At 69.5% G+C, this 23,819-nt stretch carries 19 protein-coding genes; 3 read left to right on the top strand and 16 right to left on the bottom strand.

The window, feature by feature from the left end:
• Window positions 1-165: 165 nt before the first annotated feature.
• Entirely contained in the window at window positions 166-1,776 is a 1,611-nt protein-coding gene (locus RIV14_RS03240) for a DUF6297 family protein (RefSeq protein ID WP_075372718.1), read from the bottom strand.
• The gene (locus tag RIV14_RS03235) at window positions 1,773-2,561 is read right to left on the bottom strand and encodes an ABC transporter ATP-binding protein (RefSeq protein ID WP_143224219.1); all 789 of its coding nucleotides are present in this window, start codon (window positions 2,559-2,561) and stop codon (window positions 1,773-1,775) included. Before RIV14_RS03235 ends, RIV14_RS03240 begins: the two co-directional genes overlap by 4 nt.
• Before the next feature lie 66 nt (window positions 2,562-2,627).
• Between RIV14_RS03235 and RIV14_RS03230 the strand changes: the two genes are divergently transcribed.
• A complete protein-coding gene (locus RIV14_RS03230) occupies window positions 2,628-2,945 on the top strand; it encodes a hypothetical protein (RefSeq protein WP_075372720.1) in 318 nt (105 codons plus the stop codon).
• A gap of 22 nt (window positions 2,946-2,967) precedes the next feature.
• On the opposite strand, the gene RIV14_RS03225 is transcribed toward RIV14_RS03230, so the two are convergent.
• From RIV14_RS03225 to hisH, 3 genes are all read right to left on the bottom strand, one after another.
• On the bottom strand, window positions 2,968-3,870 hold the full coding sequence (locus RIV14_RS03225; RefSeq protein WP_178387879.1) for an SseB family protein: 903 nt from the start codon (window positions 3,868-3,870) through the stop codon (window positions 2,968-2,970).
• Between the two features lie 86 nt (window positions 3,871-3,956).
• Window positions 3,957-4,709: a bifunctional 1-(5-phosphoribosyl)-5-((5-phosphoribosylamino)methylideneamino)imidazole-4-carboxamide isomerase/phosphoribosylanthranilate isomerase PriA gene (gene priA, locus RIV14_RS03220; RefSeq protein ID WP_075372721.1), complete on the bottom strand. Its 753-nt coding sequence runs from the start codon at window positions 4,707-4,709 to the stop codon at window positions 3,957-3,959.
• Between the two features lie 40 nt (window positions 4,710-4,749).
• Window positions 4,750-5,388, bottom strand: a complete 639-nt coding sequence (hisH, locus tag RIV14_RS03215; protein ID WP_070662254.1) for an imidazole glycerol phosphate synthase subunit HisH — start codon at window positions 5,386-5,388, stop codon at window positions 4,750-4,752.
• Window positions 5,389-5,816: 428 nt separating this feature from the next.
• Between hisH and RIV14_RS03210 the strand changes: the two genes are divergently transcribed.
• Entirely contained in the window at window positions 5,817-7,412 is a 1,596-nt protein-coding gene (locus tag RIV14_RS03210) for a serine/threonine-protein kinase (protein ID WP_075372722.1), read from the top strand.
• Window positions 7,413-7,458: 46 nt separating this feature from the next.
• On the opposite strand, the gene RIV14_RS03205 is transcribed toward RIV14_RS03210, so the two are convergent.
• The 5 genes from RIV14_RS03205 to RIV14_RS03185 form a co-directional block, all read right to left on the bottom strand.
• Window positions 7,459-8,373 (bottom strand): hypothetical protein, encoded by a 915-nt coding sequence (locus tag RIV14_RS03205; protein ID WP_178387880.1) that lies wholly within the window; start codon window positions 8,371-8,373, stop codon window positions 7,459-7,461.
• Window positions 8,373-8,972 carry an imidazoleglycerol-phosphate dehydratase HisB gene (gene hisB / locus RIV14_RS03200; protein WP_070662245.1) on the bottom strand — a complete coding sequence of 200 codons (600 nt, stop codon included), beginning with the start codon at window positions 8,970-8,972 and terminating at the stop codon, window positions 8,373-8,375. The genes RIV14_RS03205 and hisB overlap by 1 nt, the downstream gene beginning before the upstream one ends.
• Before the next feature lie 111 nt (window positions 8,973-9,083).
• Complete coding sequence (locus tag RIV14_RS03195; RefSeq protein ID WP_075372724.1) at window positions 9,084-10,226, bottom strand: histidinol-phosphate transaminase; 1,143 nt, start codon at window positions 10,224-10,226, stop codon at window positions 9,084-9,086.
• Window positions 10,227-10,648: 422 nt separating this feature from the next.
• A complete protein-coding gene (locus tag RIV14_RS03190) occupies window positions 10,649-12,562 on the bottom strand; it encodes a cation:proton antiporter (protein WP_075372725.1) in 1,914 nt (637 codons plus the stop codon).
• A 42-nt stretch (window positions 12,563-12,604) separates the two neighbouring features.
• On the bottom strand, window positions 12,605-13,555 hold the full coding sequence (locus tag RIV14_RS03185; protein ID WP_075372726.1) for a MarR family winged helix-turn-helix transcriptional regulator: 951 nt from the start codon (window positions 13,553-13,555) through the stop codon (window positions 12,605-12,607).
• A 328-nt stretch (window positions 13,556-13,883) separates the two neighbouring features.
• Between RIV14_RS03185 and RIV14_RS03180 the strand changes: the two genes are divergently transcribed.
• A complete protein-coding gene (locus RIV14_RS03180) occupies window positions 13,884-16,190 on the top strand; it encodes a RecQ family ATP-dependent DNA helicase (RefSeq protein ID WP_075372727.1) in 2,307 nt (768 codons plus the stop codon).
• Window positions 16,191-16,255: 65 nt separating this feature from the next.
• On the opposite strand, the gene RIV14_RS03175 is transcribed toward RIV14_RS03180, so the two are convergent.
• The 6 genes from RIV14_RS03175 to RIV14_RS03150 all read right to left on the bottom strand — a co-directional run bounded on the left by RIV14_RS03175 (window position 16,256) and on the right by RIV14_RS03150 (window position 23,618).
• Window positions 16,256-17,749, bottom strand: coding sequence for a Tat pathway signal sequence (locus RIV14_RS03175; RefSeq protein ID WP_075372728.1), 1,494 nt, complete (start codon window positions 17,747-17,749; stop codon window positions 16,256-16,258).
• Window positions 17,750-17,843: 94 nt separating this feature from the next.
• A complete protein-coding gene (locus RIV14_RS03170) occupies window positions 17,844-19,799 on the bottom strand; it encodes a DUF2334 domain-containing protein (protein ID WP_075372729.1) in 1,956 nt (651 codons plus the stop codon).
• Entirely contained in the window at window positions 19,796-20,998 is a 1,203-nt protein-coding gene (gene wecB / locus RIV14_RS03165) for a non-hydrolyzing UDP-N-acetylglucosamine 2-epimerase (protein ID WP_075372730.1), read from the bottom strand. Before wecB ends, RIV14_RS03170 begins: the two co-directional genes overlap by 4 nt.
• A gap of 84 nt (window positions 20,999-21,082) precedes the next feature.
• Window positions 21,083-21,802, bottom strand: a complete 720-nt coding sequence (locus RIV14_RS03160; RefSeq protein WP_081379470.1) for a hypothetical protein — start codon at window positions 21,800-21,802, stop codon at window positions 21,083-21,085.
• Window positions 21,799-23,370, bottom strand: a complete 1,572-nt coding sequence (locus RIV14_RS03155) for a glycosyltransferase family 2 protein (RefSeq protein WP_075372731.1) — start codon at window positions 23,368-23,370, stop codon at window positions 21,799-21,801. The genes RIV14_RS03160 and RIV14_RS03155 overlap by 4 nt, the downstream gene beginning before the upstream one ends.
• Window positions 23,370-23,618: a hypothetical protein gene (locus RIV14_RS03150; protein ID WP_256694926.1), complete on the bottom strand. Its 249-nt coding sequence runs from the start codon at window positions 23,616-23,618 to the stop codon at window positions 23,370-23,372. The genes RIV14_RS03155 and RIV14_RS03150 overlap by 1 nt, the downstream gene beginning before the upstream one ends.
• Between the last annotated feature and the right edge of the window lie 201 nt (window positions 23,619-23,819).

The raw sequence follows: 23,819 nt of genomic DNA, 5'->3' as shown, positions 1-23,819 counted from the left end.
CCCGAAAGGAACCCAGGTGGGATCGCTCCGCTTGCGCACCGGGGCGAACCCCGGGTGGTCAGTGAGGAATACTACCAGGACAAGAGCTCGCTCTCCCACTGCATCCTCGCCATATTGGCGTGAGTCCTCCCACGTATGAAACGGATTCTGAGGAGAGGCAGGCCGTCAGGAGACCCAGCGGTTCGTACAGACTCCCCACACGACGGCGATAATGCCGGCGGCGGCCTGGATCCCGAGCAGCGTCGTCGTCGGCGCCGCGATACCACTGGCGACGAGCGCCGTGGTCAGTGCTCCAACGACGGCGGCGTCGGGCCCTTGAGTCAGCATCTGCACCAGTCCCGGCGGTAAGGAGCCCACGGGCGAGGTGACGAGTCCGGCGGCGAAGTCGGGCATCTCCCGATACCCGGAGCGCAGTGCCGCCCCGGCCCAGGCCCAGCCGCTCACCAGGGCCAGGGCGACCACGATGGCGAGCCCCTTCCAGGCGGCCGCAGCCCCGAGGACCGCCATGGCCGGGACCAGGCTCAGCAAGGACCACGTGCTCATGAGGACGGCCGGCACGAGCAGGTGGCCTGCACGCACCACCCGGGGCGCTACCGGCCAGGAGGCGTCAGGACCGCCGTCGGACCAGGCCTGACGTGCCGGCTCGGCAACAGCCAGCGTCGCGATCCAGCCTCCGATGAGATAGCCGACGGCGCACAGAGGGTCACCGACGGCCCCGGACAGGAGCGGCAGCACCGCAACGGCCAGCCCGACCCCCATCTGAAGCAGGCGCCGGCGCTGGCGACGCAGCAGGAGCCAGTCCACCTGAGCCACTCCTACCAGCACCCCAAGGGGGCGGGGCAGCCGGCTCCCGATCCGCGCCGCCCACAGCGGTGAAGGTTTCACGGGCCGGGCGGGTTCCGGGGAGAGCAACCGCCCCAGGGCCCTGGTATCCAGCGACAGCAGTGAGACGTGCGCGCCGAAGGACCGCGCGACGACGGCCAGGAGTGCGGCATCATGCACCTGCCCCAGGCTGCCTCTGGCCCGTCTCCATTCCATGACGGCCAGGGCGGCCAGCACCCAGGCCAGGAGGGCGACCGCCGTGTTCCCGAGCGGGGAGCGCGGGAAGGGAAGCGCCACACCGGCCAGGCATGCTGCGGCCCCCGTCAGGACGAGACGACGGCGCAGCGGCTCGACACCGCGGTTAAGGATCTGGGCCTTGATGAGCTCGGTGAGCACCAGGCAGGTCCCGGCCGACATCAGGGCCGGCCACGCCGTGGCGGCGACCCAGCCGCCTCCGGCCGCAAGCGCTGGGAGCACGCCCACCGTGGCTCCCGCGGTGGCTGCGATGAGGTACTCGACGCGGGCCACCGGCACCAGGAGACCTCCCCGCTGCCCGGGCATGGGCAGCCACCAGGCGGCCTCGTGGGGGCGCAGGAAGAGTGGGCCGAGCCGGCCGAGTGAACCGACACCGACCGCCGCCAGCAGCACGATCAGGGCCAGGAACCGCCACCCGAGATCGAGGCCCGACACCGCGAAGCCGCCGAGCACGTCGGTCCCGGCCGCCGAGGCGGGCCGATCCACGACCAGCCGACGCAGATATGGGGCCAGGATCGTCACGGCGATGATGAGCGTCAGGAGCGCGGAGTAGACGTCCCCCACGAGTGCCCAGACACCGCGGCGGTGCCGTCGGGTGCAGCGCCTCACCCAGTTGCGCAGCGCGGCCCCGTCGGGAAACGCCGTCTTGTCCGGGGCTGTGGACAGGGGCTGCTCCTCCCGTGCCCCCAGCGGCGTCACCTCAGCCCCTCCTCAATGGCGCGCACGCCGTCATCCACGCCGAGCATCCGGGTGTCGCGTCCGACGAGGAGCACGTCAGTGGCTGCTTCCTCAACGATCTCCGGGTCGTGGGAGACCATGAGCACTCCCCCACCGGCCTCACGCTCCTCGACGAGCATGTCGGCCAGGAGCAGGCGGGTCACCCGGTCCAGGCGCTGCTCGGGCTCGTCGAGGACCAGCAGCCTGCGGGGCCGGACCAGGACCGATGCCAGTGCCAGTCGGCGCCGTTGTCCCGAGGAGAGCTCCTCTGGCAGGTGCCCCGCGAGCCGTCGCAGCTCGAGGTCCTCCAGCAGGTCACTGACCCGTTCGTCGGCCTCGACGACGCCGTGCCCGAAGCAGACCATCCGCAGGTGCTCGGCGACGGTCAGGGTGGGGAAGAAAGACTCCTGCCCCAGATCCGTGGCGAGGGCGGCACGCTGGGCGCCTGAGCGGGGATCCGGGACGTGTCCGAGTACGTGAACCTGCCCCGCCAGCGGGCGCAGCAGCCCGCAGCAGGTGCGCAGGATCGTCGACTTGCCGGCCCCGTTGACCCCGACCAGCGCCAGCACCTGGCCGGGAAGCAGGTCGAAGGTCGCCGGGGCGCAGACCGGCTGGTCACCGTATCCGACACTGAGGTCGCGGGCGCTCACCAGCGGCTCACGGCTCGCGGCCGGGGGCTGGGTGCCACCGGTGAAATCATGTCCGTTTCCAGGCGGCAGACCAGGGTCCGACCCAGATGGGGCTGAGGTGGTCGACATCGCGCTCATCGGTACTATTCCAGCACACTTATTTTCGGTGGCCTGGTCGAATCGGATGCCTTACGCTCCGCAGTCATGGATTGGAACAGCGTGAGGACGCCGGACCCGAATGGCGCGTCAGACGGCGATTCCGCCGTCTCCCGTGAGGCAGGGACCGACTGGAGCACCACGAGGGACCCGGGCCCCGGCCGGGTGATGGTCTCGACCCGGGATCTCGCCCAGGTCCGTGCGATCGCTGAGGCCGGTGCCCGGATCGCCCAGAATGACGGACGATCCCAGGACGGCCAGGATCTGCGCGACGTCGTTGCCCGCTTCGACCAGGTGGCCGGGCCGTTGGAGGACCACTACGGACAGGTCAGGCAGTGGGAGGCCCTGATCCTGGGCCGCTCCTGAGATCGGCTCCCAACCGCCCCGATTAGGCGGGAAGCGGGCACAGCTCCACGGTGTCGATGAGGTCGCCCCAGGCCGGGTTGACCATGACGTGCTGGCAGCCCTCCAGGCTCCGGGCCACAGCGGCGCGACCACCTGCGGCGTCAATGCGGATGAAGACCCGCAGCTCGGCTCCCTCACCGGGTCCGAAGGCCACGCCGGTGACGCCGTCGACCTCCTGGAGCTGGGCGCGCACCTCGGCCTGAACCGGCTCGTTGCGCCATGAGGGCACCCATGCCTCTCCCCCGGCCAGGGCCACGACGGCGGGGCGTGGCAGTCGCAGGTCCCGGCTTCCGGGGTCGAGCACCCACAGCTGGTCGGTGGACAGGCAGGCGACCTGGGCGGCTCGCTGGGGCGAGACGGGCACGGGGCGCACGTCACTGCGCCACCGGTTCATGGCCTCGGCGCTGGTGAACACCGGCAGGGCGATGTGCCCGTCGGGCAGGCTCACCGCCAGGGTCGCTGCGTCCTGACAGGCGTCGGCGGTGTGCACCTCATGGGCCGGAACCTGCGGTGCACCATCGCCCGACGGGCCCTGGGGCAGGGTCACGGACTGCGCCTGGCTGCCCCCCAGGCGTCCGGGAAGGGCGTGAGCAGCCACGGGAACGATCAGCCGGCCACCGACGAGGGCCGCCCACAGCTCATCGAGGTACTGATGACGCGGCAGGTCCACGGCCTCCAGCGCCATGCGCACCTGCGGACTGATCGAGCCGTCGTCGTCGGCGAAGGGGGCCGGCGTAGCCAGAAGACGCTCCAGCTTGGCCCGCGCGGCCATGGCGGCAGCCACCTGGGAGACCTGCGGAGGCTCGGCCACCGAGTCACCGACCGGCCCGGGGACTGGTCCAGGAACTGCCTGCTGGTTCTGCGCTGACTGGCTCACGGCCCTCACGGTAGCGCCTCTGACATCCCACTGTCCCTGACGTCGGTGACCATGCCTGCGATGCGGGAAACCGGGGCGCCAAGGGCCCAGAGTAGTCAGGAACGAGCCTGCGAGGGCTCGCACCTCTCCTCGTCACCGGCCACGGCCAGGGCATCCTGAAGGGTGAAGTTGCCGTTGTAGAGCGCTTTGCCGACAATCGCGCCCTCCAGTCCCAGCGGCACTAGACGGCGCAGCGCGACCAGGTCGTCGAGATGTGCGATACCGCCGGAGGCGACCACCGGCGCCGCGGTGCGCTGGCAGACGTCGGTGAGCAGGGCGGTGTTGGGGCCGCTCAGCGTGCCGTCCCGGGTGACGTCAGTGACGACGTAGCGCGCGCATCCTGCGGCATTGAGCCGCTCGAGGGTCTCCCACAGGTCTCCGCCCTCCTTGGTCCAGCCGCGGGCCGCTAAGGTGGAGCCGCGCACGTCGAGGCCGACGGCGATCTTCTCCCCGTGCTCGGCGATGACCCGTTCGGTCCACTCGGGGTTCTCCAGAGCCGCCGTCCCCAGGTTGACCCGGGCGGCTCCGGCGGACAGGGCGCGGGCCAGTGAGGCGTCATCACGGATGCCTCCGGAGAGCTCCACCTTGATGCCGACCTCGCCGACGATGCGCGCGAGCAGCTCATGGTTGGAGCCGCGCCCGAAGGCAGCGTCGAGGTCCACCAGGTGGATCCACTCGGCCCCGGCGCGCACCCAGTCCCGGGCGGCGTCGACGGGGCTGCCGTAGTCCGTCTCTGAGCCGACCTCTCCCTGAAGGAGGCGGACGGCCTTGCCATCGGCGACGTCGACGGCGGGAAGTAGAGTGAGCATGCGTGTCTCCTGCAGAGGTCGTGGGGTGGCTCGAGTGAGGTCAGAGGGTCGTCAACCAGTTGCGCAGCAGCTGAGCCCCTGCGTCACCGGACTTCTCGGGGTGGAACTGCGTGGCGCACAGGGAGCCGTTCTCGACGGCGGCGATGAAGTCGTGGCCGTGAGTGGCCCAGGTAACCTGCGGCAGACGGGTGGGGCCGGGGCCGAGCAGCTCGGCAGGGTCCTGGGTGGCCGCATAGGAGTGGACGAAGTAGAAGCGCTCGTCGGCAACGCCGTCGAACAGGACGGAGCCCGCGGGAGGACGGACCAGGCTCCACCCCATGTGCGGAACGACGTCGGCTCTCAGGCGGGACACGGTGCCGGGCCACTGTCCCAGCCCCTCCTCAGCGGTCCCGTGCTCGTCGGAGCGCTCGAACATGACCTGCATACCCACGCAGATTCCCAGGACCGGCCGTCCCCCGGCCAGGCGCCGCTCGATGAGGCGAGGTGCGTCGACCGCCCGCAGCTGCTCCATGACCGCACCGAAGGCACCCACCCCGGGGACCACGAGCCCGTCGGCCTCGGTGACCTCGTGCGGGTCGCTGGTGAGGGTCACCTGCGCGCCGACGCGTTCCAGAGCGCGCACCGCTGAGCGGACATTGCCGGATCCGTAGGACAGGACGGTGACACGGGGCGCTCGCATGTGACACACCCTACCGTCCCTGCAGATCATTCTGAGTATCCTCCACACTCTGAAACGCCCTGTGACGTGCGCAGAACCGGAACCGGCAGCGTTGGCTCAACAGCGTCGGCGCAGCGGTCCGGATGGCGCGTCGAGCTGGTCGCGGCCTCGCGCGGGCATGGCGCGAAGGCGCGGGCGCAATGCGTGATCTGAATCAGGGTCGTCGGCTTCCTTTCACGATTCCCCCCAAGATGGGCGAGTATTCGTCTGTGAGCATGCAGTTCCCCTCCGGCCAGGCCCCGCCTCCGCCTTGGCCGGCATCCCCTCCTCCACCGCTTTCGCAGGCCTCCTCGGACCACTCCCCCGCAGCGGCGGGGACAGGTTCGGTCGGTTCCAGCGGGTCGCGCAACGCTGCGCCGTTCTCCATTCCCGGAGTGAGGATCACCTCGGTGCTGGGGCGTGGCGGCTTCGCCACGGTCTATGCCGGCGTGCAGGACTCCCTGGAGCGTCCGGTCGCCGTCAAGGTGGACTCCCGCCCCTTGGATGATCCCCGCAATGAGCGGCGGTTCATGCGTGAGGTGCAGGCGGCCTCGAGGATCTCGGGGCATCCTCACGTGGTCTCCCTGGTGGACACGGGCAAGCTGCCCGATCTGCGCCCCTACCTGGTCATGGAGCTGTGTGCGGGCGGCAGCCTCTACGACCTCGTCTCGCGCGGCCCGACCCCCGCCTCTGACGCTGTGGCCCTGGTGGAGGCCGCGGCCTCGGCCCTGGGGGCCGCCCATGCGGCCGGCGTCATGCACCGGGACGTCAAGCCCGCCAACATCCTTCTGGACTCCTACGGCTCTCCCCGGCTGTCGGACTTCGGTATCGCCGCTGTCCAGCGCGAGGGTCAGGACCCCACCGTGACCCTGGAGTGTCTCACCCCCGACTTCGCCGCGCCGGAGGCCTTCATGCTGGCCAGCCCCGGCACCGAGGGGGACGTGTGGTCCATGGGTGCGGTGCTCTTCGCCCTGCTGACGGGCCGGGGTCCCCGACGTGGCCCCGACGGTGTGCAGCGCAGCCTGCCGGAGATCGTCCGGTCCCTCGACGACCCCCTGGACCTCACTGACCCGAACGTTCCTGAGGTCCTGCTGCCGCTCCTGGGCAAGGCGATGGCTCCGGATCCCAAGCACCGCTACCGCAACGGCACGGAGCTCACGGGGGCCCTGGGGCAGATCCGTGAGTATCTGGGGACGGGAAACCTGGCCGTCGGCGGACCGGTGACCTCATTGCGGCTGGTTGAGGCCGGACTGGCGCCGCCTCAGCGCAGTGAAGAGGCGGGCTCACCCGACTCCTACGCTCCCAGCGGTGCATCGCAGCGGGCGGCATCGGACTCCGTCTTCCCGGTCCGCCCCGCCAGCTCCTCGGGGGCCGCCGCCTCAGCCCCCTCGATCGTCTCAGGCGGGCCGGAGCGCTCTGAGAAGGCTCTGCTGAACGCCCCGGTGTCAGCTCAGCGGAGTCAGTCTCTGAGACTCTCCGGCCGAGAACGTCGGCGGATCACTGTGCGCTCCGCGGCGATCGGCGCGGTTGTCGGCCTGGTCGTCGGTCTGGGCGCAGGGTGGGTGGCGGGTGCCCGTCTGGCTCCCGCCGCCAGTGCCACCAGAGCATCAGGAGCCGCGTCCCAGCCCGCGTCCCAGCCCGCGTCGTCGGGTCAGGACAACGCCTCGACCCCACCGCACCTGGTGGGTACCTGCCTGGCGGGCACCACCTCGATCTCGGGCCAGACCACGGCCAGGAAGGTCAGCTGCAACGAGCCCCACTCCTGGGAGGTCTACCGGGTGGGGACCCTGGCGGAGAGCACCTCGGGCTCCAGTGATGACGACCTGGCGGCCGATCCCAACGTGCAGGCCACCTGTACCGCGCAGGCCGCCCAGCAGTACGGGGCCGCCGATCCGAGCACGTCGGTGCTGGGACCGGGGGAGGCCGGTTGGAACGCCGGGAAGCGGGGTTTCTCCTGCATCGCCTCCGACAAGGGCGGGCAGCGGACGAGCTCCTACGCCGGCTAGGAGTCGCTGCCCGCCGGCCAGCAGCGGGCGGCGCGCGCCGGTGACGTCACTGCGGGGGACGGCGCAGGCCGCGTCCGAACCAGCGCATTGCCCGGGGCGCCTGGATCTCGGAGGACTTCACCGCTCCGGGGACGTCGTCGGCGTTGATGACTCCCAGGAGGATGTCCTCGACGACCTGGTCCATGGAGGACAGCAGGAGCCCCGCCGACGCCTCCTCGCCGGGCTGACCGTTGGTGAAGTGGCGGGCGGTGATCGTCCCGGACAGGCCGGACTCGATACCGACGTCGGTGGCCAGGTCGGCGGTCATGAGGACCGCCCCGGCCCGTGACAGGCGGGAGAGCTGGGCGGCCAGCTCCGCGGCCTCTGCGGGCTCGGAGTCGGAGCCGCCGAGCAGCTCAGCCACGTCCCAGTCCGAGTGGGCGGAGACGAACTGCTTGACCGCGAAGGCCCCGCTGGAGGAGGGCACCACGGTGCAGTCGAGGTCCAGCAGGGAGCACATTCCGGCCAAGCCGTCGGCCCGGTTCAGCGGCGTCATGACGACGGCGACCTTGACCGCCCGGGGAGCCTGGTCCTCGGACTGACCGGGCACGTAGGAGCTCAGGGAGTCGGCCGCGGCGGCGATCTGCGCCTCCTGGGCATCGGTGAGCCGGGACGGGCCCTCGGTGTCCTCCGCTCCGCCCTGTCTCCCGTTCAGGGGATGGTAGGTGTTGTGGGGGACGTCGCCGGGCCTGACGTCTGCTGGTCCGCTCTGCCCCGCGGAGCCGGCCGATACGGAGTCATCCCCCGCCAGGGTCCGCCGGCCCGGTTCGCTGTCGGCCTCCTGCACAGCCCCCAGGTCTTCGGCCGAGAGGTCGTCGGGGATCTCCACGTCGCCCATGAGGGCGGCGAACTCGGCATCCAGGTCGCGCTGGTGGTCCTGGTGGTCGTCATGGCTCTCGTCGGGCCGGGGGGTCTGGTCCATCACAGGCTTCCCTTCGTGGATGGGATGGTCTCGACGCGGGGGTCGTCCTCCACGGCGGCGCGCAGGGCGCGCGCCAGCGCCTTGAACTCGGCCTCGGCGATGTGGTGGGGATCGCGCCCGGACAGGACCCGCACGTGCAGGCAGATGCCGGCGTGGTAGGCGATGGCCTCCAGCACGTGACGCACCATGGAACCGGTGAAGTGGCCGCCGATGAGGTGGTGGACGAAGGCCTCGGTCTCCCCCTCGTGCACCAGGTAGGGGCGCCCGGAGATATCGACGACGGCATGGGCCAGGGCCTCGTCCAGGGGGACGCTGGCCTCACCGAAGCGGCGGATACCGCGCTTGTCCCCCAGCGCCACGCGCAGGGCCTCACCGATGCAGATGGCGGTGTCCTCCACGGTGTGGTGCACGTCGATCTCGGTGTCACCGGTGGCGCGCACTGTCAGATCGATGAGCGAGTGGCGCCCCAGAGCGGTGAGCATGTGGTCGTAGAAGGGGACGGTGGTGGAGATGTCGGTCTGGCCCGTGCCATCGAGGTTGATCTCGACGACGACGCTTGACTCACTCGTGGCTCGCTCAATGCGCGCGGTACGGCTCATAGGTGCTTCCTCAGCATCGGGTGTCGTGCTTTTTCAGCACAGTGGTTCATAGGTGACTTAATCGATAGCAACCCTACCGGTCCTAGGCGCTGATCGCTGCCGGCATCCTTGTCATCCGCCGACGGCTGCGGTCAGGGCGGTGCGCAGGCGTGCCATCTCGTCGGGCGTGCCGATACTGGCCCGCAGGAAGCCCTCGGGGCCGACGACGCGGATGAGGACCCCGGCGTCGAGCAGGGCCTGCCAGACGGCCTCGCGGTCGGGGAACGGGCCGAACAGGACGAAGTTGGCGTCTGATTCGTGCGCGACCAGTCCCTGGGCTCGCAGCCACTCGACGAAGGCATCGCGCTCATCGCGCAGGGAGGCCACCTGAGCCATGAGCTCGTCGCGGTGGGACAGGGCGGCCAGGGCCGCGGCCTGGGTGACGGCGGAGAGGTGATACGGCAGGCGCACGACGCGCAGGGCGTCTACCAGGGCGCGGTCGGCGGCCAGGTAGCCCAGGCGCAGGCCGGCGGCACCGAAGGCTTTGGACATGGTGCGGGTGACGGCCAGGTGCGGGTGGGCCGGCCCCACCAGCTCCAGGGCGCTGGGCACGCCTGGACGGCGGAACTCGGCGTAGGCCTCGTCGATGATGACGACGCAGTCGCTGGCCCGGGCGGGCGAGCCGATCTCGGCTCCGAGTATGGGACCGTGGCCGCGGGCCGCCTCCAGGATCCGCTTGATGTCCTCCAGCGGCAGGGCGGTTCCGGTCGGGTTGTTGGGGCTGGCCAGGACGACGACGGCCGGCCGAAGCTCGTTGATCGCGCTCACCGCGGCGTCGACGTCGAGGGTGAAGTCCTTGCGGCGCGGTCGCGTCGCGTAGTCGGTCAGGGTGTCGCGGGCGTACTCGGGGTACATCGAGTAGGTGGGGGTGAAGGTCAGGCAGGTGCGCCCGGGGCCTCCGAAGGCCTGGAGCACATGGAGCATGACCTCGTTGGAGCCGTTGGCCGCCCAGATCTGTTCAGGGGTCAGATGCGCACCGGACTCGGCCTCGAGATAGTCCGCGAGCGCGGCCCGCAGCCGGGGGAAGTCCCGCTCCGGGTAGCGGTTGAGCCCCTGGGCGGCCTGAGCCACGGCGGTGGCGATCGACTCGATGACCGTGGCCGAGGGCGGGTAGGGGTTCTCGTTGACGTTCAGCCGCACGGGGACGTCGATCTCGGGGGCCCCGTAGGGGGTCTCGCCCTCCAGGTCCGGTCTCAGGGGCAGGTTCGCGTTCACGCCTGGAGTCTACGGCTCAGTCCGCTCCAGCGGTTGGGCCGCCCGTCCGGCGGTGCGCGCGGCACCGATGTGCTGTCTCATGACTTCTGAGACACCGGTTGGGCGGCTTGCCGGAGGACCGTGCTACGCACCACGCCTGACCAGCTCAGCCCCGGCCTCCGGGCTCACCCTTGGGTGAGCGCCTCGCGTTCGTAGGGTAGGTCGCGAGTTCGTACCCTGAACCCCCGAACGCGAGGCATAAGGTACGAACACGACGCCGGCCTACGCGGCCACCCTCGTCTCCAGGACCACTGCCTGCCCCGGGTTCCCGCCCGAGCGAGTGCCTCAGAAGCCACGACACTCACATGTCTCAGAAATGAGGGGACAGCACAGTGCTCTCGGCACTGAGGGCGGCGGTCGCAGCGTCCTGCTTGAGGGCGTTGTCAGTGCGGCTCGCTGGTGAGCATGATCTCCTGAAAGTCGAGGCGGTTCAGGGCGTGCTCCAGGGAGTCGGCCGAGTAGAGGCCCTCGTCGCCGGCGTCGAGAAGGGCTTCGCGCTGGGCTCGGATTATGTCCAGGGCTCGTTCTCGCATGGGGGCGAGGTCGTCGTGGCGCCAGGTGGGGTCGGCCCAGGCCTTGGCGACGGCTGCTGGCGAGACGACGACGTCGTTGCCCTGCCTGCGTACGAGGCCGTGCTGCTCAGTGGTGGGGCTGAGGCTCTCGTTGTTCTCGGGGTCGGGGGCAGTCGGTGAGACCTTGTCCAGCCCGGGAGTGCTCGTCGTCGTTTGAGCGCCCGAGGCGTCGGGGCCTGCGGCACCGGTGGGTGCGGCGCCGTGAGTACCGACGGAGGCGACGTCGCGGGCGGCGTTGACCAGCAGCGAGATGACGGCGGCCTTCTCCTCCTCGTCGGCGGGGCCGGCCATGGCGGGTCTGACGACGCGGACCAGTGCGGGCAGCGAAAGTCCTTGGATCGTCAGTGATCCGGCGGCCACGAGCATGGCCACCAGGAGGAGGAAGGAGTAGTGAGGCGCTGTGATCGGCAGGGTCTGGGCGGCTGCCAGGGTGATGGCGCCGCGCATTCCCGCCCAGACGATGACGGCGCCCTCGCGTGTGCCCAGGGGCTCGGCTGCGAAGTAGTCCAGGTCGGCGCCTCGGCGTCTGACCCGGCTGGAGAGGCTGCGTGCGCGCCGGGCGATGCTCTCGTGGTTGGTCGCTTGGCGGAGCTTGCGCTGGACCTGCGCGAAGGGGCGCCGGTCCCAGGGAACCGGGGGCATCTCGGCCTCTCCACGCACGATGGCCGAGCATCGATTCTGGAACTGGTGGATGGCCTCCGCGTTCTCCTGCCAGTGGATCGCCCAGCGCGCGGTCCGGTGGCTGAGGAGCTTGAGCATAGGTGTCACCACGAGCGCCCGGATGACGACGGTCAGCGCCCCAGCGATGACAGCGACCGCGATGGCCCGGACAACACCGAGAGCTGAGGCGCCGACCTTCTCCACGATGCCGAAGAACTCCAGCCCCATGACCAGGAAGATGAGTCCTTCCAGGGTGAGCTCGACGGTGTGCCAGTTGGTCCGTGAGGCTACCCGGTGGGCGGGTGGCAGCATCCGGGGGCCGCGGTGGCCGGTGATAAGCCCGGCGACAACGGCTGCCACGAGGCCCGAGCCGTGCATGTGCTCGGCCGGGATCGCCGCGAGGAAGGGCACGGTGAAGGACACGACCGTGTCCACGGTGGGGTCGGTGATGTGGGAGCGCACCCGCAGACTCGCCTCGCCGACGAGCCAGCCCGCCCCCAGGGCCACGAGGACCGCCAGGGCGAAGCCGCCCAGTACGCCTCCGACACTGACGCCGCCGGATGTTGCCGCGGAGACGGCGGAGGACAGGACCACCAGTGCGGTGGCGTCGTTGAGCAGTCCTTCCCCTTCCAGGACGGTGATGATGCGTTGGGAGACTCCCAGCCGGCGGGCGATGGAGATGGCCACGGCGTCGGTGGGGCTGAGGATCGCTCCCATGGCGATGGCCCAGGCCAGAGAGAGCCCCGGGACCAGGAGGGTGAGGACCGCGCCGATCACCGCGGCGGACAGGGGCACCAGCAGGATGGCCAGCACCGCCACCGGGACGAGCTCGCGGCGGAAGTTGATGGTGGAGATGCTCACCGCCGTGGAGAACAGCAGCGGGGGAAGGACTCCTTCCAGGACCACCTGGGGGTCCAGCTCGATCGCCGGGATGAAGGGCAGGAAGCCCACCGCTGTCCCACCCGCCAGGAGGATCAGCGCCGGGGCGACCCCGATGCGGTCGCTGAGCTGAGAGGCCGCCGCAATGGCCAGAATGCCCAGCACGGCGATGATGAGGAGGTCCATGGGCCAAGGGTATCCAAGTGCATCGGCGATGATGCTGGGGCTTCAGCAGTCGTGGTCGGTGAAGCCGGGGAAGTCCATGCCTGCCCCAGGGGTGCGCCGTGCACGACCGGCTCTGAACCTACGGTCCCCACGCTCGGGATAATCCTCTCCAAGAAGAGCGTCGCCGCCTTGACGGGGACGTCCCCCGCGGCGCGGCCCACCGTGGCCCGCCCGCCTACGTCGCCTGCCACAGTCCGCTGATGGGTCGACGTCGTCGACCTCCGGGCCGAAGGCGGGGCCGTAACCCGGAGCGAATGCGGGACCGGGGCCGAAGGGGCCGAAACCGTGCTCGCGCATGCGCATCATGGCCTCGAAGCGCTCCTCGCCCATGCGACGACGGGCGCCGGCGAAGCGCGGCCCGCACTCACCGTCCTCATCCGGCCCGAGCTGAGTCTCCAGGGAGTCGATGATCTTGTCGAGAAGCCGAGCCAAGGTGGAGACCTCCTCATCGGTCAGAGACTCGAGGTAGTCGGCTCTGGGCCCGCTCAGTGGCGTACTGCGACCGGCCTCGGTGAGGTGGACGACCATGACCCGACGATCCTCCTGACTGGGCCTGCGCTCGATGAGGCCATCGGTCTGGAGCTTCTTGAGAAGCTCGTTGAGGGACTGCTGGCGGATATCGAGGAGGAAGGCCAGGTCTCGGGTGGGGATCGGGCTCTGCATGCGCAGGGCGGCCAGAACCCGGCCGCGGCCGCGCGTGATGTCGGCGAAGGGGCCGTCGCGATGCGCCGTCATGCGGTTGCGGCGCATGAGGTGCTGCAAGCGCCGGAATCGTTCGTGAAGGGAGGCCCGCTGCGGGTGCTGCGACAAGGCTGCACCGTCAGCGGCCTTGGAAACATGGGGGTGGGAGCTGTTCGTCATATCGGTCTCCGTCTCAGCGCCTTGATAGGCGCCGTGTTGAGTGTCGTGTGAGGTGGTGCTCGGCTCGGTGTTCCTGATGCTCTTGGGATTCATGAGCTTCTCCTGACTCGTGAAGGCACCCGTGCGGATCTGCTGGCGTTCCCGTCGACACCGGTTCGCGCGGCCGTCGCGGACAGTGCGGCACCGCACTTCAGAAGGTGCCTGTTGTATCTTGACGACATCAAAACTACAGGCACCTTCCGATTTTGGTCAAGGAGTTGTGGCAGGTACCTGTATGTTGTGAGTCACTCTTCAAACGGTGTCTGGCCGCACCGGTCCCGGAACCTGTGTCGACAGCCGCAGCCGCGCAGACACGTCGATGGACGTCAGTGGAACCCGGTAGTCGGCAGTGGAAGTCAGCGGCCGGCGTTAGCGTTGCAGCATGTCTCAGACGACCATGACATCGGGATCCCCAGGGATGGGCGGCCCTGTTCGCGAGCGCGCCGAGGCCGTCCTGCGCGAGCTCGTTGGTCGCAGCGACGCGCACCTGCGTGAGGACCAGTGGCGGGCGATCGAGGCGCTTGTCATCGCACGCCGCCGCGCGCTGGTGGTCCAGCGCACCGGGTGGGGCAAGTCGGCGGTGTACTTCGTGGCGACGGTCCTGCTGCGAGAGGGCTGGGGAGCCTGGCGTCCGGGCGTCCCGCCGCCCTCCCCCGGTGCGCGCTCCGGCACCGGGGCCAGCGTCATCATCTCTCCGCTGCTGGCCCTCATGCGCGACCAGGTCGCCGCCGCAGGCCGCGCCGGGATCCGGGCCGTGACCATGAACTCGGCCAACGTCACCCAGTGGGATGAGATTCAGGCCCAGGTGGCCGCCGGTGAGGTCGATGTCCTGCTGGTCTCCCCGGAGCGTCTCAACAACCCGGTCTTCCGCGATGAGGTGCTCCCCCATCTGGCTGCCAGCGCCGCACTGGTGGTCATTGACGAGGCCCACTGCATCTCGGACTGGGGCCATGACTTTCGCCCCGACTACCGGCGCATCGGCACCCTGCTGGCCGGCCTGCCGCCGCGCACCCCGGTTCTGGCGACGACGGCGACCGCGAATCACCGGGTCAGCGCCGACGTCGCTGAACAGCTGGGGGCGTCCCTGGAGGAAGGCGGGGCAGGCGGCGAGCAGGTCCTGGTGCTGCGGGGGTCCCTGGAGCGCGACTCTCTCCACCTGGGGGTCAGGATGCTGCCGGATGCCGCCTCCCGCCTGGCCTGGCTGGCTGCCTACATCCGCCGTGCTCACGGCAGCGGCATCGTCTACTGCCTGACGGTCTCGGCGGCGCAGGAGGTCGCCGAGTACCTGCGTGTGGCAGGTGCGGAGGTGGCCGCCTACACGGGGCAGACCGACGCCGCCGAGCGCGAGCGCCTGGAGGAGGACCTCAAGGCAAACCGGGTCAGGGCGCTGGTGGCCACCTCCGCTTTGGGGATGGGCTTCGACAAGCCGGACCTGGCCTTCGTGGTGCACGTGGGGGCTCCGTCCTCACCGGTGAGCTACTACCAGCAGGTGGGTCGCGCCGGTCGTGGTGTGCAGCGGGCTGAGGTGGTCCTGTTGCCCGGCCTGGAGGACCGGGCCATCTGGGAGTGGTTCGGCTCGCAAGGCTTCCCGCCCGAGGAGCAGGTTCGCGTGGTCCTGGACGCCCTGGAGGAGCGCAGGGCCGCGGGCGGTGGGGCGGCGTCCACAGCGGTGCTGGAGACGGTGACCTCGTTGCGACGCAGCCGGCTGGAGTCCACGCTCAAGGTCCTTGATGTTGACGGCGCCGTGCGCCGGGTTCGTGGCGGTTGGGAGTCCACTGGCCGGCCCTGGTGCTACGACGCCGAGCGTTATGCGCGAGTCGAGGCCGCGCGCCGGGCCGAGCAGGAGGCGATGCTCACCTATGAGCGTCTCGGGGCCGCTCCTGCCCCCGGGCAGGGCTCATCCCCCTGCCGGATGGCCTTCCTCAGGTCGGTGCTCGATGACCCCCAGCTTGAGCCGGGATGGCGCTGCGGAGCCTGCGACCTGTGCGGGGGCCTGGACCTGCCTGACGCCCCCGACCAGGAGCAGGTCGGTGCCGCCCGAGCGGCGCTGGGGCGCGCAGGGGTCGAGCTGCGGGCACGCCGCCAGTGGCCTACCGGGATGGATCGACTGGGCCTGGGCCACTTCAAGGGCCGCATCGGAGCCGACCGTCAGGCTGCGACCGGGCTGGCGGTGGGCAGGCTGGATGGGTTGGGGACCTCGGTGGCGCTGCGCGAGCTGGTGTCCTCCGCCGCCGACGGCGAGGTCCCGGTGGTGATCAGGCCTCAGGTGCTTGAGGCGGTGGACCGGCTCGCTGAGATCATCCGCAATGAGCAGGACGCCGCCGGGGTGAGCCGCCCGAGCCGGCCACCGGCCGTCGTCGTCGTGGACTCCCGCACCCGCCCCGGCATGGTCCGCCAGCTGGGGCACGCCGTGGCCACACGGCTGGGCGCGCAGGCCCTGGGCGTCGTGGGTCTGGCCGGTCAGGATCTGCCGCAGCACGATGTGGGCTCTGCATTTCGCCTGGCACAGGTGGCCCGAAGCCTGACGCTCCAGGAGTGGCCGACTCAGGCCCTCGAAGAGCTGCGCGAGCGCGTCGTGGTCCTCGTGGACGACTGGAGCGACTCCGGCTGGACGCTCACGCTGTCGGCCTTCCTCCTACGTGAGGCGGGGGCAGCGGCGGTCCACCCCTTCGTCCTGGCGCAGAGGTAGGGGCAGGTGGGCGCTGCCTGAACAGGCATCGCCCACCGGCCCCGGTGTCCTACAAGCCCAGTGCCCTAGAAACCAGTGGAGACGGCGGCCAGTGCCGGAGCCACCTGACCCCCAGGGGTTCCGACCTGGTCCTCGAGGTAGTACCACCAGAAGGGGGCTCCCCAGGCATCGGATCGCCCCAGTGCCGCGCCGGTGACATGCTCGGCGACGGCGGTGCGGGCCACCGCGGGGTCGGAGGCCGAGCCGAACCACCAGGGGCCGGTGTTGAGGTCCTCGCCCCCGTACCCGAGCTCGGTCACGGCAAGCCGGGAGGAAGCGAAGGCGACCTCCAAGGTGCTCAGGACCCGGTCAGCTGCTGTACCCAGCGGATGGAGCTGGGGGTAGACGGACAGTCCCACGACGTCAACCAGCTCCCTGATCGATGCGGGGATCTCCTTGGCGGCATAGCTGAACAGGGAGTACGCCGGGTCCGCCTGCCCGAGCTGGTAGTACAGGGTCAGCACCGTCGTGGCGCTGGTGCGCTCACGCACAGCCTTAGCTGCTCGCTGGGCCTTGGCCACCGGCCCGGCGCCCAACCAGTCCCCACCGATCTCGTTACCAACCTCCCAGGCGTCGACGTTGGGAAGCGCCTTGATGAGGGTGTCGACCCGCGTGTCCCAGGCGGAGTCGGTCAGGGAGACCATGTCGTGGGAGTCGCAGATCTGGGCCAGGGCCTGACCGCCCTGCGCGTGCAGGGCCTCCACCGTGCTACGCCAGCCGGCCATCTCCTCGGCGTCATTGGGGTCACCGATCACGAGACGGGCCGATACCTTCCGCTTGCCGCCTCCGGGGCCGCTGGGGGCCAGCGCGGCGGTAACCTCCGCGGACGTGGGCACCCGAGTGAAGGTCACTCCGATGACGGCGTCCTGCGGCGCCTGAGCGGCCAGCGCCCGGTCCAGGGAGAGCTGGGCCCCTGCGGCCGATTCCAGGGCGGAGTTCGCCAGGCGGCCCCGCTCCGTCCAGGACTGGGCCTTGGAGCAGGCGTCCAGGGACTGCTGGGCGGAGGCGCGCAGCTTTCCCGCCTCGTCAGCACCCTTGAAGCCCTTCGCGGTAGCCTGCTGGAGGCGCTCGGGCTGCCTCTCGTGGAGGGTTCGGGCCGCCAGCTCCAGGAGATCGTGCTCGCCGGAAGCCGGCAGATCCGCCATGAGTGCCGAGTACCCGTGGCTGGTCGGCCACGACATGGTCAGAGTGCACTCACGCCCGGTGGGCACATCGATGCCGATGACACCACCCTCGTCCTGGTAGAGCGGGCCGACGGCGATGACCTCCAGGGTCTTGGCATCCAGCAGCGCGTCGTCATAGCCGACCTCGCCCTTGCCGTTGGACTGAATGCGTCGCAGCGCCTCGAGGTTGAGGGCGTTGCCCTGAGCATCACTGATGTGAAGGCTCAGGTGGGTGGTGGCCCCGTCCCCCATGGCCGGCGGGGTCACGTTCGCGTGCCCGCAGGAGGACACTGACGCTCCCAGAATTCCAGTGCCCAGGAGCGCCAGCATCCTTCTGCGGTTGGTCTCGAATGTCATGGAAGCAGTATTCCAGTCTTGTGAGAGACATTTCGACCGAACGGTCTCATGTCCGTGATTCCGAGACCGCTGAATCTCACAGTCGGCGTCGTGGTCATCTCAGCTCCGAGGCCGGCACGAAGGTGTACCCCTCGGCCTTGATGCCGGCGACGATCTTCTTCAGCTCGGCCAGCGGGTAGTAGGGGTGGAAGAAGAAGCTGGCGGTGGCGTGAGTGTTGACCAGGTTGAGCTTGGCGGCGTCGATGATCTCCTGAGCCAAGCGCGGCGGGTGCTGGTTGATCTCGTTGGGCTCGAAGTTGCCCAGGTTCTCGGGCAGGACGTGGGCCCCGTAGGGGTCGTTGACCGCGTAGGGGAAGAACTGCCCGTAGTAGTCGAACGGACCGGCCTGGGTGTTGGTCAGGGTGCCAGCGTAGAGGAGCTCGCGCTCGTAGCGCACCGGGTAGTGCTCGCCGATTCCGTAGTAGGCCTCACGGGTGGCCGAGTAGTGCGGGGTCTCGAAGATCTCCGGAGTCGGCAGGTCGACATCCCCGAAGATCTGGCGTCCCTGATCCACGCGCTCGGAGGCCCATTCCTGGGAGGTACCGGGCAGGGCGCCCCCGATCTGGACGAAGGACTTGTCCTGGCAGTCGATGGCCGGGGCCTTGGTGTCGTTGGTGGCCGAGCACCACGAGCGGATGAACTCGAAGTCGTCGGCGGAGACGGCGTTGTAGGGGTTGTCCAGGGTCCCGAACTGGTGAGTGGTGCCGTGCTGAACGATCGTTCCGCCCTTGTTCACCGCGTCCTGGATGACGGCCACCAGCTCCGGGGCGTCCTCAAGAGTGAGCTCCTTGGGCTTCCCGTCGTTCTCAGTGCCCTTGGGGTCGATGTACTTGGGCACCACGGCCATCTGGAAGGGCACGTTCTGGCTGTAGAAGTAGTCGACGATCGCCTGCAGCTCCTCGGGGTCGCTGTCCGGGGTCACGTCCTCCAGGCGCACAGCGGCCTGACGGAACTGCTGGGCACCGGGCTGGAGGAAGTCCAGGAGGATGTCGGCGGCTGCGATGTAGCGGTCCTGCTCACCCAGGTAGGTCAGGGGGATCTCACCGATGAAGGTCATTCCCGAGGAGCTGACCGCCCAGGGGAAGGAGCTGGTGCCGGACTGGGCGATGGAGGCGCAGGCGGTGGCCGCTCCGCCGGGCTTGGAGCACTCGGCGCGCCCGAGGACCTTGACGTCCTTCTCGCGGGTGATGTGTGGGGCGATGATGCCACCGGTGTTGAGCTCGTTGCGCTTCAGGGAGGCGCCGTTGTAGCTGATCTTGGTGACCCGGTCGGTGGAGTCGATGTAGGAGGTGGCGGCGTCCCAGCCGTAGCGCTGGGTGAAGGCGGCGCGGTCGGCGTCGGTCTTGGCCAGCTGCCAGATGTTGAAGCCGGACCACATGACCGGGATGTTGCCGGTCAGGGTGTCGTCGATGAAGGCCCGCGGCAGGGGCTCGTCGTAGGTGGAGCCGATGTAGACCACGTTGGTGAAGCGACCGGCCAGGCCGGCGACGTAGTCCTTGACCGGGAGGGTCGTCACGGTCCCGGAGTGGCTGGCCAGGGTGCCCATGCTCAGGGCGTAGTACTCCCCCAGCTTGGCGTAGTCACCGGTGGTGTCGAACAGGACCAGGGTCGATGCCGGCCCCGCCTCCTGGTTGGAGAAGGTCACCGCGCCGGCAGGGACCTCGGGCGCGTTCTGCTTCAGGTCACGGATCTTGACCTGTCCCGCGGCGGGCGCGGGCTTGTTGAGGTCCACGTCTGCCTGCTTGTTGCCCTTGAGGGGGAGCTCCTTCTTGGCCGCAGCGGCCGGCTCGGGCGGAGCCGGAAGCGGTTTCTTGGCCGGGTCGGCGTCGTTGGCCTGGGCCCCGCCGGCGGGCTTTGCCGCGGCGGCCTGGACCGCCACGGGAGGCTGCGCGCCAGCGGTGGGGGCGGCCTGAGCAGGGCCCACTGCGGCGATGGAGCTGCCCAGGCACACCGCGATGGCGGCCAGTGCGCAGCGGCGTCGTCGTGCAGACACAAGGGTCGGGAGGATCATGAACGCTCCTTCGATGAGGTGGGAACAGGTTCGAACTCGGGAAGGGGGACACCGCGGCCGAACAGGGCTGCGGTGGCGGCCAGGATGCGCTTGCACGCGTGTCCGTCGCCGTAGGGGTTGGCGGCCTGGGCCATGGCTGTGTAGGCCGTCTCGTCGGTCAGCAGGGTGGAGACCCTCTCAACGATGCGCTCCTCGTCGGTTCCGACCAGCTCGGCGACCCCGAAGGCGACGGCCTCGGGACGCTCGGTGTTGTCCCGCATGACCAGGACGGGCTTGGACAGCGCGGGGGCCTCCTCCTGGACGCCGCCGGAGTCGGTGAGCACGACGTCGCAGCGGTCGATGAGTGCGCAGAAGGCGCCGTACTCCAGCGGATCGCACCAGATGACGTTGGCGTGGCCCTCGATCTGAGGCAGGAGGTCCTCGCGAACCTTGGGGTTGCGGTGGACCGGCAGCACGAAGAGCACCTCGGGATGCCTGTCGGCCAGGCGCGCGACGGCGCGGCCGATGGCCCGCATCGGCTCGCCCCAGGACTCACGGCGGTGGGCGGTGACGAGCACGACTCGCCGGGAGGCGTCCTTCAGTGCTGCGGCCAGCTCCTCATCCGGTGGCGGGATCCGGCGGTCGACGGCGACCAGGAGCGCGTCGATGACCGTGTTGCCGGTGACGCTGACGGTCTGCGGGTCGGTGTTCTCGCGCAGCAGGTTGTCCCGGCTGGTGGTGGTGGGGCACAGGTGCAGCGTGGTCACCTGGCTGATGAGCCGCCGGTTGGCCTCCTCGGGGAAGGGTGAGGAGATGTCCCCGGTGCGCAGGCCGGCCTCGACGTGGAGGACTGGCACCTCGTGGTAGAAGGCCGACAGCGCGGCGGCGAAGGCGGAGGTGGTGTCCCCCTGGACGATGACGGTGTCGGGCTGGTGGGCCTCGATCGCCCGCCCCACCCCTTGCAGACAGCGGTTGGTGATCTGGGTGAGGGTCTGTCCCGGCGAGTGGATGTCGAGGTCGTCGTCGGGCACGATTCCGAAGAACTCGTGCACCTGGTCGAGCATCTCACGGTGCTGCCCGGTGACGACGACGATCGGATTGAAACGCTCGTCGTCGCGCATGGCGGCCACCAGGGGGGCGAGCTTGATCGCCTCTGGGCGGGTGCCGTAAACGAGCATGACTCTCAGGGGGCCACCCGTTTGCGTGGAGTCGGTTGTCATGGGGTTCTCCTGGTCGTGTGTCGGGAGTGGGACGAGGTGGGCCTCAGTGGTGGTTGAGTCCGGCGCTGTCGTCAAGGGCAGGCCTTACTTGTCCTCGGTGATCGGGGTGAAGGTGACGTCGGAGTCCTCGCAGTAGGCCGCCACGGTTCCGGAGCGGTAGGGGGACTGCTTGTCGGTGACGGTTCCGAGCTCCTGCCCGTCCACGATGATGGTGAAGGTGACTTCCGACGACTTGGTCGTGTCAATGGTGACGGTGACGTCGTGGCTCTCCCCGGGTGGGTAGACGGGTGTGTTGCCCGATGACAGGAATCGCTGGTATCCCGGGTAGGCGGTGTCCTGTTTGGAGACCTCCCAGCCGTTGGGCTTGAGGGCCAGAGCGTAGAAGTGGTTGTTGTCGGTGTAGTTCCACAGGAGCCAGGCGACCTCCCAGGCATTGGGCTCGCCGTCCTCTCGCAGCTGCTTGACGGTGGTCATCGTGGTGTGGATGGTCTGGACGCCTCCCGCCTCGATCTCGACCGTGGTGGAGGTGGCCAGACCGGCGTGGGTCGTGTCATGGGAGTTGGCCGATGTCGGCTTGAGGCGCAGCAGGCCCTCGGAGCACGAGGCCTCGCCATAACCATCGAAGATGATCTCCCACTGGGAGCAGTCCGGCGTCTCAGTCCCTGTCTCTCGGGCGTGGCAGTACACGGTGACTCCTAGAACCAGTGCCAGGACGCAGACCGTCAGGAGGGCGCGACGCAGGATCCTGCCGCGACGAGAACCGTCGATGGCTCCTGCATGCTGAGGCGCGTTGGCAACTGTCATCTCATCTCCTCATTGGTCAGGCGACTGGCTGTAGGACGGGGACGCCGCACGATCACAGCAGTGGGGTTCAGCAAGGGGCGGGCAGGGACGGCCGGGACAGCCGGGACAGCACTACCCGGACCTGCGCTCTGAGGGGCCGCCAGTGGCTCCACCCTCGCCGGCTCGCTGGGCGGCCGCTGCTTGCCCGGTAGCGGTGAGCCCACGGCTGCTGATCCATGGGAGCCGGCCACCGGCCCGCTGGGCGCACCCTGCGCTCCTTGAGCCGGTTCAGCCTCCCGCGCGGTCTTGGCCCACCCGGTGCGTCCGGTCAGCTCCCGGGCGACTGCTCGCCAGCCGTAGAGGCTGGGAAGGAGACCATAGAGGACGAACAGGTGCGCGTAACCCACGGACTTGAGCAGGTTCAGACCCTCGCTGCGCTCGATGCGCCAGTAGATCCAGGCGTAGATGAGCGCCGGGCCGAAGGCGATGACATAGGCCCCCACGAGCCACGCCCATGACTGCTCCCACCTCAGGACCGCGGCCACACCGGCGGTCACCATGGTGATGAGGAAGGACAGGGTCAGCAGGGAGCCAGTCAGGAGCAGGTAGGGCGTAAGTACCTGCCAGAGCGTGTCGGCCCGCCCCAGGCCGCGCTGTTCGCGGGCCACGGAGCGCAGCAGGTGCAGTGCCTGGAGGTTTCCCTGGAACCAGCGGGTACGCTGACGCATGAGACGGCGCATGCTGGTCACGCCCTGCTGGTGAACGGAGGCCGCGGGCCAGAACTCGTTGGTCCAGCTGGTGGCGTTGAGCCGGATCCCCAGGTCGAAGTCCTCGGTCAGCGACCGGGTCCAGGGCCGGGGTCCCAGGGCGTCGAGCGCGCTGAGGCGGACGAACTGGGCGTTGCCGCCCATGCCGACACTGCGGACTCGGCGCCGACCTCGCTGGAAGACCTCGGTGAAGATCACGAACTCCATGTCCTGCATGCGGGCGAGCAGAGAGCCGAAGCGGTTGTTGATACGCACCCCCATCTGGACGGCGCCGACCTCCTGCGGGGCGAAGGCCTTGCGCACCTCCCCGATGGCGTGGGGGTCGAGCCTGCCGTCGGCGTCCATGACTCCCACGACGACCCGCGAGGAGGACACCGTGGTGCATCGGGAGCGCACGATCGATAGTGCGTCGTTAAGAGCCTCCCCCTTACCCAGGCGGGCGTGGGGAGGACGACGGCGAACCACCTCGACACGCTCGTCGCCGGCCTGGGCGGCCACCTGGGCGGTGTCGTCGTCGGAGCCGTCGTCGATGACCATGATGCGCAGACCCGGGTCCGGGATCGAGGTGAGCCGTCTGACACTGGCACCGATGACCTCCGCCTCGTTGAGGCAGGGCATGAGGATGACGATGAGCAGCGGGGCATCGGGGTGCGAGGGCCCGCCGTGCCGTGGGGCACCGCGCGAGGCGATGAGCATGAAGAAGGTGTAGGCAAGAGCGACTGCGATCATCCCCAGGGCACCCCACCAACCGATGCGGTCGAGGATTCCCAGGGGGCTTGAGGAATCGAAGCTCATAGACGGAAGCGGGGCCTGGGTCCTCATCACGCTCGCAGACTCATCAGGCCGCTGCGCTGCTGGACGTGGCGTCCGGCGGTGCGCCGGGGGCGCGGGAGCAGGGCGCGGACCGCGCCATAGAGATTGGTCAGCAGGAAGAAGGCCAGGATGGCGACGAACACCAGCCCGGCGCAGTCAATGAGGAAACGAGCGACGAGAGCGGGAGGGGAACCTGCCGGGGCGACATACCACACGACGAACAGTCCGGTTCCGGCGGCGAATGGGGAGTAGTGCATGAGGCCATCCATCTGGATCCAAGGGGTAGGGCCGATACCGACTGTCATCACCGCATTCGCGAGCAGTTCCAGCCGGTACCAACGCCTCGGTGCGACGCGCCCGGGGATGACGGGATGTGGGAACTCAGCCCGTCGGGCACGGCGCACCGTGCGTCACCACCAAATATAACAATAGAGTAACGCTTTGCAACACTGTGTCAT

Source organism: Actinomyces acetigenes (genome assembly GCF_031296635.1).
In the GTDB taxonomy this organism is placed as follows: Bacteria; Actinomycetota; Actinomycetes; order Actinomycetales; family Actinomycetaceae; genus Actinomyces; species Actinomyces acetigenes.
The sequence above is the reverse complement of the archived record's forward strand: the minus strand, read 5'-3'. Positions and strand labels throughout refer to the sequence as shown.